The sequence below is a fragment of the Phaeobacter sp. CC-HEC084 genome, assembly GCF_059429255.1.
The window spans coordinates 1,829,510-1,843,547 of record NZ_JCAIJQ010000002.1 but is presented as its reverse complement, the minus strand read 5'-3'; the positions used below and the strand labels follow the sequence as shown (position 1 = coordinate 1,843,547).

The 14,038-nt window shown below is 63.5% G+C and carries 12 protein-coding genes; 8 read left to right on the top strand and 4 right to left on the bottom strand.

All coding sequences use genetic code 11. The features are described 5' to 3' along the window. Positions 1–159: 159 nt before the first annotated feature. Entirely contained in the window at positions 160–2,433 is a 2,274-nt protein-coding gene (locus AC5SSZ_RS09005; protein WP_274832022.1) for an NADP-dependent malic enzyme, read from the bottom strand. 161 nt (positions 2,434–2,594) lie between these two features. Between AC5SSZ_RS09005 and AC5SSZ_RS09000 the strand changes: the two genes are divergently transcribed. The 6 genes from AC5SSZ_RS09000 (at position 2,595) to AC5SSZ_RS08975 (ending at position 8,869) form a co-directional block, all read left to right on the top strand. Next, the gene (locus tag AC5SSZ_RS09000) at positions 2,595–3,698 is read left to right on the top strand and encodes a cupin domain-containing protein (RefSeq protein ID WP_495437950.1); all 1,104 of its coding nucleotides are present in this window, start codon (positions 2,595–2,597) and stop codon (positions 3,696–3,698) included. Next, positions 3,695–4,087, top strand: coding sequence for a cytidine deaminase (locus AC5SSZ_RS08995; protein WP_495437948.1), 393 nt, complete (start codon positions 3,695–3,697; stop codon positions 4,085–4,087). The genes AC5SSZ_RS09000 and AC5SSZ_RS08995 overlap by 4 nt, the downstream gene beginning before the upstream one ends. Before the next feature lie 6 nt (positions 4,088–4,093). Continuing rightward, positions 4,094–5,398: a thymidine phosphorylase gene (locus tag AC5SSZ_RS08990; RefSeq protein ID WP_495437946.1), complete on the top strand. Its 1,305-nt coding sequence runs from the start codon at positions 4,094–4,096 to the stop codon at positions 5,396–5,398. Then, the gene (locus AC5SSZ_RS08985) at positions 5,398–6,633 is read left to right on the top strand and encodes a phosphopentomutase (protein ID WP_495437944.1); all 1,236 of its coding nucleotides are present in this window, start codon (positions 5,398–5,400) and stop codon (positions 6,631–6,633) included. The genes AC5SSZ_RS08990 and AC5SSZ_RS08985 overlap by 1 nt, the downstream gene beginning before the upstream one ends. 79 nt (positions 6,634–6,712) lie before the next feature. Continuing rightward, a complete protein-coding gene (gene upp / locus AC5SSZ_RS08980; protein ID WP_065273288.1) occupies positions 6,713–7,345 on the top strand; it encodes a uracil phosphoribosyltransferase in 633 nt (210 codons plus the stop codon). A 150-nt stretch (positions 7,346–7,495) separates the two neighbouring features. After that, complete coding sequence (locus AC5SSZ_RS08975; protein WP_274832026.1) at positions 7,496–8,869, top strand: SPOR domain-containing protein; 1,374 nt, start codon at positions 7,496–7,498, stop codon at positions 8,867–8,869. 72 nt (positions 8,870–8,941) lie between these two features. Here the strand turns inward: AC5SSZ_RS08975 and AC5SSZ_RS08970 are convergent, their stop codons facing one another. Genes AC5SSZ_RS08970 through AC5SSZ_RS08960 form a run of 3 tightly spaced genes read right to left on the bottom strand, consistent with a single transcriptional unit; the run spans position 8,942 to position 12,045 of the window. Beyond that, positions 8,942–9,523, bottom strand: a complete 582-nt coding sequence (locus tag AC5SSZ_RS08970; RefSeq protein WP_065273290.1) for a retropepsin-like aspartic protease family protein — start codon at positions 9,521–9,523, stop codon at positions 8,942–8,944. A 45-nt stretch (positions 9,524–9,568) separates the two neighbouring features. Continuing rightward, positions 9,569–10,195 (bottom strand): MarC family protein, encoded by a 627-nt coding sequence (locus AC5SSZ_RS08965; RefSeq protein WP_274832027.1) that lies wholly within the window; start codon positions 10,193–10,195, stop codon positions 9,569–9,571. Next, positions 10,192–12,045, bottom strand: a complete 1,854-nt coding sequence (locus AC5SSZ_RS08960; RefSeq protein ID WP_495437940.1) for an ABC-F family ATP-binding cassette domain-containing protein — start codon at positions 12,043–12,045, stop codon at positions 10,192–10,194. Before AC5SSZ_RS08960 ends, AC5SSZ_RS08965 begins: the two co-directional genes overlap by 4 nt. Before the next feature lie 145 nt (positions 12,046–12,190). On the opposite strand from AC5SSZ_RS08960, the gene AC5SSZ_RS08955 reads away from it, so the two are divergent. Both AC5SSZ_RS08955 and ndk read left to right on the top strand, forming a co-directional pair. Beyond that, the gene (locus tag AC5SSZ_RS08955) at positions 12,191–13,393 is read left to right on the top strand and encodes a multidrug effflux MFS transporter (RefSeq protein WP_495437938.1); all 1,203 of its coding nucleotides are present in this window, start codon (positions 12,191–12,193) and stop codon (positions 13,391–13,393) included. 140 nt (positions 13,394–13,533) lie between these two features. Next, a complete protein-coding gene (gene ndk, locus AC5SSZ_RS08950; RefSeq protein WP_065273293.1) occupies positions 13,534–13,956 on the top strand; it encodes a nucleoside-diphosphate kinase in 423 nt (140 codons plus the stop codon). Positions 13,957–14,038: the final 82 nt, after the last annotated feature.

The following is a 14,038-nucleotide window of genomic DNA, read 5'->3' as shown; positions in this document are numbered from 1 at the left end:
CACGGGCCATACCAATGTCTTGCTAAGTGTCGGGGGTTACTTTTGTGTTTATATTCAGCAATTCATATGCGGGGCAGAGCGCAGGCTCCGCATCTGACGTGACGGCACTGGCGCGCCGCTCACCGGGGGCGGCGCGCAAGCGCGCTAAATTGGTCGCTATCAGCCGTAGTGGGCGACGGGCGTACCCGCAATTGCCGCCATGTTCAAAAGCCCCCGTGCGGTGATCGACGGGCTGACGATATGGGCGCGGTTGCCCATGCCCATCAGGATCGGGCCGACCTCCAGCCCGTCCGAGCGCATTTTCAGGATGTTGCGCACGCCACTGGCTGCATCCGCATGGGCAAAGACCAGCACATTGGCGGCGCCTTCCAGCCGGGAATTGGGGAAGATCCGCCCGCGCAACTCAGGATCCAACGCGGTGTCGATGTTCATTTCGCCTTCGTAGATGAAATCGCGTGGCTTATCGTCCAGAATGTCTATGGCGTCGCGCAGCCGGGCGCCGGTGTCGCAATCGATATTGCCGAACTGAGATTGCGAGCAAAGGGCAATGTTGGGCTCGAGACCAAAGCGGCGTACGTGGCGCGCGGCGCCCATCACGGTCTGGGCGATCTGCTCGGGGGTGGGTTCGATCCGCACCTGGGTGTCGGCGATGAACAGCGGGCCGTCCTCAAGGATCATCATCGACAGGGCGCCATGCGGTGCATAGGTGCCGCCGCCCAGAACCTGGGTCACATAGTTAAGGTGCCAGCGGTATTCGCCAAAGGTGCCGCAGATCAGGCTGTCCGCCTCGCCGCGGTGCACCATGATGGCGCCGATGGCCGTGGTATTGGTGCGCATGATCGCCTTGGCCAGATCCGGGGTCACGCCCTTGCGCTGCATCAGCTTGTGATAGCTGTTCCAGTAATCGTAATAGCGCGGATCGTTCTCCGGGTTGACGATCTGGAAATCGCTGCCGGGTCGGATGCGCAGGCCCATCTTCTCGCAGCGTGCCTCGATCACATCGGGGCGGCCGATCAGGATCGGGGTTTCGGTGGTCTCTTCCAGTACCTCCTGCGCGGCGCGCAGCACCCGTTCATCCTCGCCCTCGGCAAAGACGATGCGGCGGGCGGCGGCGCGGGCGGCTTCGAACACCGGTTTCATCAACAGTGCCGATTTGAACACGGTCTGGTTCAGTTGGGCGCGATAGGCGGTCAGATCCGCGATCGGGCGGGTGGCAACGCCGCTTTTCATGGCGGCGCTGGCCACGGCAGAGGAGACAACCCCCACAAGGCGCGGATCAAAGGGTTTCGGGATCAGGTAGTCGGCGCCGAATGTCAGCTGTTCGCCCTGATAGGCGGCCGCCGCCTCGGCCGAGGTGGTCCGGCGCGCCAGTTCCGCGATGCCTTCGACGCAAGCGATCTGCATTTCGTCGTTGATCTCGGTCGCGCCGACGTCCAGCGCGCCGCGGAAGATGAACGGGAAACACAGGACGTTGTTGACCTGATTGGGGAAATCGCTGCGCCCGGTGGCGATGATGGCATCGGGGGCAACCTTGCGGGCCTCATCGGGCATGATTTCCGGCGTCGGGTTGGCAAGGGCAAAGATGATCGGTCGCTTGGCCATCTGGGCGACGTGATCAGGTTTCAGAACGTTGGGACCAGAGAGGCCGAGGAACAGATCGGCGCCGTCGATCACATCCTCCAGTGTGCGCAGATCGGTTTTCTGGGCAAAGGCGGCTTTCATCGGGTTCATGTCTTCGGTGCGGCCTTCGTAGACCAGACCATGAAGGTCACAAAGCCAGATGTTTTCCCGTTTGACGCCCAGTTTCATCAGCATGTTGAGGCAGGCAATGCCCGCTGCGCCGCCGCCAGTCGAGACGACCTTGATATCCTCGAAGGATTTCTTTGCCACATGCAGAGCGTTGCGGGCTGCCGCCCCCACCACGATGGCGGTGCCGTGCTGGTCGTCGTGGAACACCGGAATGCCCATCCGCTCGCGGCAGATCTTCTCGACGATGAAGCAATCGGGCGCCTTGATGTCTTCCAGGTTGATGGCGCCGAATGTCGGTTCCAGCGCGCAGACCAGATCGGCCAGCTTCTCCGGATCGCTTTCGTTCAGCTCCAGGTCGAAACAGTCGATGCCGGCGAAATTCTTGAACAGGACCGCCTTGCCTTCCATCACCGGCTTCGAGGCGAGCGGGCCGATATTGCCCAGCCCCAGAACCGCGGTGCCGTTGGTGACAACCGCCACCAGGTTGCCGCGCGAGGTATAGCGCGCGGCGGTGCCTGCCTCTGCTTTGATCTCAAGGCAGGCCTCGGCGACGCCGGGGGAGTAGGCCCGCGCCAGATCGCGGCCATTGGCCATCGGTTTGGTCGCACGGATCTCCAGCTTACCGGGGCGGGGGAATTCGTGATAGCGCAGCGCGGCGTCGCGCAGGTTCGGGGTATCGGACATGGGGCCCTCCAAAACTGATAGTTTAGCGTTAAACTATATTGCGCCGGAGGGGAACAGGGTTTTCGGGGCGGTCTCGGCGGCGGGCGGATCCTTGCATATTTTATCCAATCGGATCACTCTGCCGGGCAGAACCGCACCAGACCGTCTGAGGGAGAAGAGAGATGGCCGAGACCATCGCAGAAATGCGCCTGCCCACGCAGGAGCTACGCGACGATATTCCGTTTTATACTAAAACCTTGGGAATGAAGCTGGATATGATCTATCCGGCGGACGATCCGCGCATCGGTGTCTTCTCAGGGCATGGCCTGCGGCTGCGTATCGAACGGGGGGCCCCCGAGAGCCCCGGAACCCTGCGCATTCTGACCGAAGACCCCGAGGGATTCGCGGGCGGGGCGCGTAGTCTGACCGCCCCGAACGGCACCAAAATCGAAATCGAAGAGCGTCATCAACCAATTGTGATGCCGGACACGGTGCATTCCTTCGTGGTGCGCAGGCTGAAGGATCAGGCGCCCTGGATCATCGGGCGCGCGGGCATGCATTACCGTGATCTGGTGCCGGACCGCTTGGGCGGCTCGATCATCGCCAGCCACATCCGCATCCCCGATGGCGGGCCAGTGCCGGATATGGTGCATTTCCACCGGGTCGGCTTTCAGCTGATTTTCTGCATCCACGGCTGGGTCGATGTGGTCTATGAGGATCAGGGCGAGAAGATGCGCCTGACGGCGGGCGATTGTTTTATCCAGCCGCCTGAAATCCGTCACCGCGTGCTGGAGGCAAGCGACAACGTGCAGGTGATCGAGATCGGCGTTCCGGCGGAACATGTGACCGAGATCGACCACGAGATGACCCTGCCGACCCCGCATTACCGCCCTGATCGCGAATGGCAGGGGCAGCGGTTTGTCTACAATCAGGCGGCGGGCGCAGACTGGGTTCCTTTCCGCCTGCCAGGCTTTATCTGCCGCGACACGACCATCAACGACAACACCAAGGGCGTCGCCTCGGTGCAGGTGGTACGCCGCGCCGAGGGCGCAGAGGCGGGCAACAGCCCCTGGGCCAGCCACGACACCGACATCCTCTTTACCTTCGTGATGGAGGGCAGCGTAACCCTCCACGGAGAAGGGCGTGATCCTTATGAGCTGGAAGCAGGCGATGCCTTCGTCATTCCGCCCGGCATGAAAACGCGGCTCAGCGATGGCTCGGCGGATCTGGAATTGCTTGAGGTCAGCCTGCCGGGTACCTTCAACACAAAGCTGGAGGAAGCATGAGTCTGAAGGAAGCAGCCATTGCCGTGCGTGAGAACGCGCACGCGCCCTATTCCAACTTCAAGGTCGGGGCCGCCATTCGCGCGGCCTCGGGCACGGTCTACGTGGGCTGCAACGTAGAGAATGTCGCCTATCCCGAAGGCACCTGCGCCGAGGCCGGGGCGATTGCCGCGATGGTGGCAGCGGGCGAGACGCAGCTGGCAGAGGTCTATGTGATCGCCGACAGTCCCGACCCGGTGCCGCCCTGCGGCGGATGCCGTCAGAAACTGGCTGAATTCGGCGGCGGAGATGTGCGTGTGACCATGGGAACCACCGCAGGGGCCGAGCGGCGCGCCACTATTGCCGATCTGTTGCCCGGTGCCTTTGGTGCCGGCCACATGGCCGGGGCCTGATCCCCTATGGATGCCCGTGCGATCAATGCTGCCCTGCGCCGGGGAGAGACCCCGGGTGACGCCGATCTGCGCTGGTTTGCCCAAGGGCTTGCCGATGGAACGGTCAGCGATGCCCAGGCCGGGGCCTTTGCCATGGCGGTCTGTCTGCAGGGGCTGAGCACGGATGGCCGCCGCGCGCTGACGCTTGCCATGCGCGACAGCGGTGATGTGCTGAGCTGGGATCTGGATGGACCGGTGCTGGATAAGCATTCCACTGGCGGTGTCGGCGACTGCGTATCGCTCTTGCTGGCGCCCGCGCTGGCGGAATGCGGCGCCTATGTGCCGATGATCTCGGGGCGGGGCCTGGGCCATACCGGCGGGACGCTGGACAAGATGGAGGCCATCCCCGGCGTTACCACCTCAGTGTCCGAGGACCGGCTGGACGGTCTGATGCGCGATGTCGGCTGTGCCATCGTCGGGGCAACCGCGCAGATCGCCCCCGCAGATAAACGGCTCTATGCGATCCGCGATGTGACGGCCACGGTCGAAAGCCTGGATCTGATCACCGCCTCGATCCTGTCCAAGAAACTGGCCGCCAGCCCCGATGCGCTGGTGTTGGACGTAAAGACAGGTTCGGGCGCCTTCATGAAATCTGACGAGGAGGCCCGCGCGCTGGCGCGTTCGCTGGTGGACACCGCCAATGCGGCAGGCTGTCCGACCTCGGCGCTGATCACGGATATGAACCAGCCCTTGGCGCCCGCTCTGGGCAATGCGCTAGAGGTGGCTGAGGTGATGCGCGTGCTGACCGGCGAGACCTCCGGGCCGCTGGCTGAGATCACCATCGCACTTGGGGCGGTGCTGCTCGTGCAGGCGGGGCTGGAAAAAACTCCGGAAGAGGCCGCCACGCGCCTGTCGACGGTATTGACCGATGGCCGGGCCGCCGCCCGGTTCGAAGCCATGGTGGCCGCAATGGGCGGGCCGCAGGGCTTTGCCAGCGACTGGCAAAGCGTTTTGCCTGAAGCCAGCGTCATCCGCGAAGTGACCGCGCCGCAGGCCGGCTATATCTCGGCCATCGACGGTGAGGCGCTGGGCCTTTGCGTGGTTGGCCTTGGCGGCGGGCGCATGGTCGAAAGCGATCTTGTCGATCCTGCTGTCGGCCTGTCAGATTTGTTGCCGCTGGGCGCGCGCGTTGCACGCGGAACGCCGCTGGTGCGCATTCATGCCGCCCGGGAAGAGGCCGCCGACCGCGCCGCGCAGGAGGTTCTGGCGGCGATCACCATCGCAGAGGCGGCGCCGGAGCTGCCGCCGCTCATTCACGAAAGGATCAGCTGATGGCACGCGCCTTTCTGGTGGTGATGGACTCCGTTGGCATCGGCGGGGCGCCGGATGCGGATCGCTTTTACAACGGCGACCTGCCGGACCTGGGTGCCAATACGCTCGCCCATATCGCGCAGGCCTGCACCGAGGGCCGCGCCGAGGACGGGCGCAGTGGCCCGCTGCATCTGCCCAATCTGGACCGGCTGGGACTGGGGGCGGCCATGCGGCTGGCATCTGCTGTGCCGTTTCCGGGGTTGACCGCTGAACCTGAGGGGCTGTGGGGCTGCGCCGCTGAAGTCAGCCCAGGCAAGGATACGCCTTCGGGCCATTGGGAACTGGCAGGCCTTCCGGTGCCCTGGAACTGGCATTTCTTTCCAGACGAGACACCTGCCTTTCCGGCAGATCTTAGCGCCTTTGTCGCAGAGGCCGCGGGGGCGCCGGGGATCTTGGGCGATTGTCACGCCTCGGGCACCGATATCATTGCCCGTCACGGGGCCGAGCATATGAGGACCGGTGCCCCGATCTGCTATACCTCTGCCGACAGCGTCTTTCAGATCGCTGCGCATGAAGAGAGCTTTGGCCTCAATCGTCTTCTGGACCTGTGCCGCGCGGTGGCGCCGCGCCTGCATGCGATGAAGGTGGGGCGGGTGATCGCGCGCCCGTTTGTAGGCACGCCAGAGAGTGGATTTTCCCGCACCACCAACCGGCGGGATTTTGCGATCACGCCCCCGGCCAAGCTGCTGACCAACTGGGTGCAGGACTCCGGGCAGAAGGTCCACGCCATCGGCAAGATCGGCGACATCTTCACCATGAGCGGCATCGACACCCTGAAGAAAGGCACCGACGCCGAATTGATGCAGCATCTGGCCGAGGCGGTGGAGACGGCAGAGGAAGGCAGTCTGACCTTTGCCAACTTTGTGGAGTTCGACAGTCTGTACGGTCATCGGCGTGATATCTCGGGCTATGCCCGGGCGCTGGAATGGTTCGACCATGAAATCGGAAAGATCCTGCCACGGTTGCGGGTCGGGGATATTCTGGTGCTGACCGCAGATCATGGCAATGATCCCAGCTGGCCGGGGACCGACCACACCCGTGAACAAGTGCCGGTTCTGGTGGCCGCGCCGGGCCAGACACCAGGTCAGGCACCGGGCGCCGGATCGCTGGGCGCGCTGGCCTTTGCCGATGTCGGTGTCTCGGTTGCGCGGCATCTGGGCCTGGCCAGCAGCGGCCCGGGGCGCAGCTTTCTGTAGCGGAATGGGCAATCCGGCTTGCCTGCACCGGGCAAGGGCGCATAAGAGAGACCAAATTTATTCGCAGGAGAGTGCCGATATGTCCGAACATCTGACCGTTGTTGATCATCCGCTGGTCCAGCACAAACTGACCCTGATGCGGGACAAGGGCACATCGACTGCCGGGTTCCGGCGTCTGCTGCGCGAGATCACCCAGCTTCTGGCCTACGAGATCACTCGCGAAATGCCGCTGACCACCACCACCATCGACACCCCGATGGAGGAAATGGAAGCGCCGATCTTGGCGGGCAAGAAGCTGGCGCTGGTGTCGATCCTGCGGGCGGGCAACGGCATGCTGGATGGCGTGCTGGAACTGATCCCTTCGGCCCGGGTTGGATTTGTGGGTCTCTACCGCGACGAGGAAACCCTGCAGCCGGTGCAATATTACTTCAAGGCGCCCGAAGGTCTGAAGGATCGTCTGGTGATCGCCGTCGATCCGATGCTGGCGACCGGCAACTCCTCGGCAGCGGCCATCGACCTCTTGAAAGAGGCTGGTGCCAACAACATTCGTTTCCTTTGCCTCCTGGCCGCGCCGGAAGGCGTTGCGCGCATGAAAGAGGCGCATCCGGATGTGCCGATCGTCACTGCTTCGCTGGATCGCGAGTTGAACGAAAAAGGCTATATCATGCCCGGTCTTGGCGATGCCGGCGACCGCATGTTCGGCACCAAGTAATTCGCATTTGCTGGCTCTGGGTCCGCTGCCTGCCTTGGCAGCGGAGCCGGGGCAACAATTTGCCCGAACGCCGCCAGATTGTGCCCGGCGCCGGGTTTACTAAGATTTGGTTATCAGGCATCGTATGCCCATATGTTGTGGGGCTCTGGTATGAAGATAACAAGAATTGTCGCGCTCGCCATCATTGCAGGCACGCTGAGCGTTCAAGGCGTGGGTCAGGCCGTGGAGGCGCAGACCCTGCGGGCCTCCGGTCCCCCAGCAGAGGTGCCCCCGGCCTCTTATAAGGGTAAGCAATATGTCGACAGCCGCGGTTGTATCTATATACGCGCCGGGATCGACGGCAATGTGAACTGGGTGCCCCGCGTAACCCGCAGCCGCAAGCAATTGTGCGGCTACAAGCCTACTACCATCGCAGGGGCTGCTAAACGCCAGCCGCAGGCGAACGCGGGGCCTGAAATCATCACCCTGCCGCAGGAACAGCAGCCCGCCGCGACCGCGGTTGCAACGGCTCCCGCCAAAAAGGCGACGCCCACGTCTCGCACAACGGCTCCTGCAAGCGCCCCTGCAGTCGCCGCAACCACCAAACCGCGCCGCACTGCGCAAAGCACCAGTGCCCGCCCCACGCGGGTCACCACCGCCGCGCCCCGGCGTGTCGTGAAACCGGCTCCGGTTGTTCCGGCGCCGCAGCCTGCACCGCAGCAAGTGCGCACGGCACCAACAGCAGGCGGCTGCCCCGGAGCCTCGGCGATCAGCCAGCAGTACATCAATAAATCCGACGGTGTCCGCTGTGGCCCGCAGGCCGAAGCGCCGGTGACTTATGGCCGGGACAGGGCGGGCGATCAGAACTCGTCGCTTCAACTGGCGCCCAACACCCGTATCCTGCCGGCACATGTCTATCAGCAGCGCCGACTGAGCACGGGGCTGACGGTGCCGGAAGGCTACCGCCCAGTCTGGGAGGATGATCGTCTGAACCCCCGGCGCGCCGAGCGTACGCTGACAGCGGCCACGCCGAATGGACAGACTGCGGTGCCGCCGGGTTACGTCCGGGTGGAACGGGATGACGACCGCATGAATACAATGCGCGGCGTGCGCAGCGCTGCAGGAGATGCGCAGATGGCCGAGGTCTGGACCGATGGCCTGCCGCGTAAACTGGTGCGCAAACCGCTGGACCGGCAGACGGTCACATTGTCGGGGCGTCAGGCCCGCAGCGCCGCCGAGGCGCGCGAGCCGCTGGCATTGCGTCTGTCGACCAGGTCGGACCCCGAGGCGGGAGCGGCTGCATCTGAAGCCACACCGCGTCGCTACGTCCGTGCGGCGACCTTTGCCGATCCGGCGGCGGCGCGCGCTGCTGCGCGGGATCTGGCCCGCAGCACTGGCTTGCCGGTCCGTCTGGGCACGCTCACCCGCAAGGGCAAGACCTACAAAGTTGTTTTGGCAGGGCCTTTCACGGCCACTGGGGCAGGTGATGAAGCCCTGAACGCCGTGCGCGGCGCGGGGTATCCCAAGGCGCGGCTCAGCAAGTAAGCTCAGCAAGAAAGATGGGCGTTCAGGCTATGGGGCAGGGCGCATCTCTGCCCCGTTGCGTTGCTCCGTAACTTAACGGGTCAGCACAAGGGCGCGGTTCTGGATCTCGATCCGTGACCAGCGTTGCAGATAGCCCATGCCAAGCAGGGATTTATCCATTTCACCGGCGTTGACCCAGACCCGCACATCGCTGTCGGTGATCCCGCCTAGCGACATCTCATCCACCCAGAAAGAGGCGGTGCGCACTTCGCCATTGGCGGTCTGTGCGCGGCCCAGATAGGCCAGTTTGTCGGTGTCGATCCCGGCGCGCTCAGCGTCCGCGTGGCTCAGCACCACCTGACTGGCGCCGGTATCCACCAGGAAATTGACTGGCGTGCCGTTGACCGAGAGGGTCAGGTAGTAGTGACCATCCGGCGCCATTGGCACCTCCACCCGGCCTTGTTCGGTGATCACGCTTTGCTGTGGCATTACCGTGCTGCGGATATCGCCCCACAGACCATAGGCGGCGATCACCCCAAGGAAGATAAACGCCCAGACGGCGAGCATCTGCACCGTCTTGCCCAGAGACTGCCGGTTCTGCACGAAGACCCAGGATCCTACCGCCACCAGCAGCAGGACAAGATAAATCACCCGGGCATAGTCCATATCGGTCATCAGCGCGCCTCCTGCTTTCTGATGTAGGAAGTTCGCGCCGCGATACTAGCCTGCGGCAAAGCCAAAGGCGCGCAGACCGTCCAGAATGAACTGCACAGAAAGCGCCGCCAGTAGCATGCCCAGAAGTCGGGTCACCACATTGATCCCGGTCTTGCCCAGAAGCCGCTCCAGCACGCCGGAGACAAGGAACATCACCAGCATCAGAGAAAGCACCGCCAGAACGATGCTCATCACCAGGGCAAAGCCTTCGATGCCCGGTTTCTGACCAGCGAGCAGGATCACGGTTGCAATCGAGCCGGGGCCTGCGATCAGCGGGATGGAGATGGGAAAGACGGAGGGGTCCTCGACCTCGGTCGCTTCCTCGCCCTGATGTTCGCGGCGTTTGGTGCGCCGTTCGAACAGCATGTCGAGCGCAGTGAGAAACAGCAGCGCGCCACCTGCGACGCGGAAGGCGGGCATGGAGATGCCGACAAAGGCAAGAACCGCCTCTCCGAACAGGGTGAAAAGCGCGAGGATGAAGGTCGCGGTCAGCGACGCGCGAATGGCCACGCCGCGCCGCTCGGACGCACTCATGCCTTGTGTCAGCGCCAGAAAGATCGGGGTCAGGCCAATAGGATCAATAATCACGAAAAGCGTGACAAAAGAGGTGATCATAAAGGCCGTGTCGATCATAGGGCTTCGGCTTTTTCCAGTTTCTCCAGCGCCCGCATCCACAGCAGTTCGGCGCGGTCCAGCGCCTCGATGACTTCGGCGTGCTTGCCTTGCCAGACGCGGGCTTCGTCCTTCTTCTCTGCCTCGTAGAGTTCCGGGTCCGCCAGCTTGATGTCAAGCTTGTCCTTCATTGCGGTCAGTTTGCTGACGCGTTCCTCGGCTTTACGGGCCTCCGCGCGCAGCGCCAGCATGGCATCGCGCGTGGGGCGTTTCGGCTTTGGCTTGGCAGCGGCCGGTTTCGACGCCGGTTTGTCCTTTTCCAGCAGCAGCGACCGGTAAGAGGTCAGATCGCCCTCATAGGGCTTCACCGTACCTTGCGACACCAGCCACAGCCGGTCGGCCACAAGGCTCAGAAGGTGCATGTCGTGGCTGACAAGGATCACCGCCCCGGTATAGGCGGTCAGCGCCTCCACCAGAGCTTCGCGGCTTTCGATATCAAGGTGGTTGGTCGGTTCGTCGAGGATCAGCAGATGCGGCGCATCCAGCGTCGCCAGCAGCAGCGACAGGCGCGCCTTCTGTCCGCCCGAAAGGCGTCCGACCTCGGTATCCGCCTGCGCGGCGCCAAGACCGAAACCCGCAAGGCGCGCCCGCAGTTTCGCCTGACCTTCTTCGGGGCGCTCGCGCTGCAGGTGCTGCAGCGGGGTTTCCTCGATATAAAGCTCGTCGACCTGATGCTGGGCAAAGAAACCGATGCGCAGCTTGCTCGATTGCGTCATCTTTCCGGACATCGGTGCAAGACGGCCAGAGAGCATTTTCGACAGGGTCGATTTGCCTTCGCCGTTCTTGCCCAGCAGGGCAATCCGGTCGTCCTGATCGATGCGCAGGTCCAGCTTGCTGAGGATCACCCTGTCGCCATAGCCCACCGAAACGCCCTCGGTGGCGATGATCGGCGGCGACAGTTCTTCGGGCTCCGGGAAGGTGAAGACTGTGCGTGCCGCGTCTTCGGGCGCGCGAATGGTTTCCATCTTCTCCAGCATCTTCACGCGGCTTTGCGCCTGCTTGGCCTTGCTGGCCTTGGCCTTGAACCGGTCCACGAATGCCTGCAGGTGGGCCCGCTGCGCGTCTTGTTTCTTGGCGGCTGCGGCCTGATTGGCGCGGTTGGCGGCACGCTGGCGGGCGAACTGGTCGTAGTTGCCGCCGTAGTAGATGAGGCCGCGATCCTCCAGATGCAAGATCCCCCCGACCGAGCGGTTCAGAAGTTCGCGGTCGTGGCTGATGATGATGACCGTATGAGGGTATTTCACCAGATAGGCCTCAAGCCAGAGCGCGCCTTCGAGGTCGAGATAGTTGGTCGGCTCGTCGAGCAGCAGCAGATCGGGCTCAGAGAACAACACAGCGGCAAGCGCCACCCGCATACGCCAGCCGCCCGAGAAATCGGCGCAGGGGCGCTGTTGCGCCTCTTCGTCGAAGCCAAGCCCCTTGAGGATAGACGCGGCGCGGGCTTCGGCGGACCAGGCGTCGATATCGGCAAGCCGGGTCTGCACCTCGGCGATGCGATCAGGATCGGTTGTGGTTTCGGCTTCGGCCATCAGTTCGGCACGTTCGATGTCGGCGGCCAGAACCGTGTTGATCAGCGACACGTCCGAGGCAGGTGCCTCTTGTGCAATGCCGCCGATGCGCGCCCGGGACGGCAGCGAAATACTGCCGCCTTCCAGCGCCAGTTCGCCCTTGATCAGGCGGAAGAGGGTGGTCTTCCCGGTGCCGTTGCGCCCCACAAGACCAACCTTGTGGCCGGTGGGAATGGTGGCGCTGGCCCCGTCAAAAAGCGGGCGGCCTTCGACCGAATAGGTGATGTCCTGAATACGTAACATGGCCGCGCTCATAGCAGAGGGTATCGCGCCCGACCAGCGCCTTTGCACGCTGCGTCTCAACTGGGTATCAACTGGCCCATACCCAGAGCACGTGATAGCCAAGGCGGGAATTCGTCTTTCTCCCGTTCTACGTCCGGTGACTGCCATGCGAGCTGCGCAAACGGCCCCTCATATTGCCACGCTGATCTTTGGCACTGCCCTTTCGGTGCTGTCGCTCAACATGTTCCTGCCGTCGCTGGCACGGATCGGAGAGGATTTTCAGGCCGACTATGGTCTGGTGAACCTGTCCATCGCCGGTTACCTGGCGATTTCTGCGGTATTGCAGCTGGTTATGGGGCCTTTGTCGGACCGCTTCGGACGCCGTCCGGTGGTGCTGGTGTCGCTGCTGGTCTTTGCCCTTGCCTCAATCCGCTGTGCGCTGGCGCAATCGATCTGGGTGTTCCTTGGCTTTCGCTTGCTGCAAGGGGCCGTGGTGGCGGGGCAGGTGGTCTCCCGCGCTGCGATCCGAGACATGCACAGCGCCGAAGAGGCCGCCAGCAAGATGGGCTATGTCTCCATGGCGATGGCGCTGGCGCCGATGCTGGGGCCGATGCTGGGCGGTTTTCTCGAAATGGCCTTTGGCTGGCGGGCGGGATTCATCCTTTATACCGTGATGGGCCTTGCCATGCTGGCGCTGGCCTGGGGCGACTGGGGCGAGACAAACGACAACCGCTCGGCCACCTTTGGCGCCCAGATGCGCACCTATCCGGAGCTATTGGCCTCGCGCCGGTTCTGGGGGTACAGCCTTTGTGTGGCCTTTTCGGTCGGCGGGTTCTTCTCTTTCATCACCGGGGCGCCGCTGGTGGCAGCGGCCTGGTTCGACCTCAGCCCTGCCATGGTGGGGCTGGGCATCGGCATCATCACCAGCGGTTTCATGGTGGGCAATTTCATCACCGGACGGGTGGCGGGGCGGGTGTCGCTGCTGACACTGATCCTGATTGGCCGTATCAGCGCGACACTCGGCCCGCTTGGCGGATTGTTCCTGTTCGCGCTGGGGCAGGGCTCGGTTCCGGTGTTTTTCGGCGCCGCGATCTGCGTCGGATTTGGCAACGGTTTGACCATCGCCAATGCCAGCGCCGGGCTGATGTCGGTGCGCCCGCATCTGGCGGGCAGCGCCTCGGGGCTGTCGGGGGCCTTGTCGGTGGCGCTGGGGGCGGTTCTGACCTCGCTGACCGGTGCTCTGGTGGCGCCTGAAAACGCGCCCTTCATGGTGCTGGGGATCATCCTGTGCGCCAGTATCCTGGCGCTGGCCTCGGCGCTGTATGTGCGCTGGGTCGATATACGCGAACCTTTGCCCGAAGCGGGCTGATCGCAGGCCGTGTTGACAGCGTGGATTTGAGCGCCAGGGAGCAACTCAGCCCTTCCCAAGCGAGCGCAGGCATGTTACCCGGCGCGCGATATATCCGGCGCGGGGATTTGCCCCGGCCGAACACTAATGGAGAACGCCCGATGGCACTGGAACGCACCTTTTCGATCATCAAGCCCGATGCAACCCGCCGCAACCTGACCGGCGCAATCAACGCCAAATTCGAAGAAGCAGGTCTGCGCATCGTCGCGCAAAAGCGCATCCACCTGACCAAGGAACAGGCCGGCAAGTTCTACGAAGTGCACGCCGAGCGTCCCTTCTATGACGAACTGTGCGAATTCATGTCCTCCGAGCCGATCGTGTGTCAGGTTCTGGAAGGTGAAAACGCCATCGCGAAAAACCGCGAAATCATGGGCGCCACCAACCCGGCAGACGCCGCTCCCGGCACCATCCGCGCCGAGTTCGCGGAATCGGTTGGCGAAAACTCGGTTCACGGCTCCGACGCGCCGGAAACCGCAGCGGTTGAAATCGCATACTTCTTCTCCGGTCTGGAACTGGTCGGCTAAGCCTGCCTTTCCGTGACCCGGATTTCAGGGCCGCCTCGGGACACCGGGGCGGCCTTTTTCGTTTGTCCGTTTCCTTCGGCAG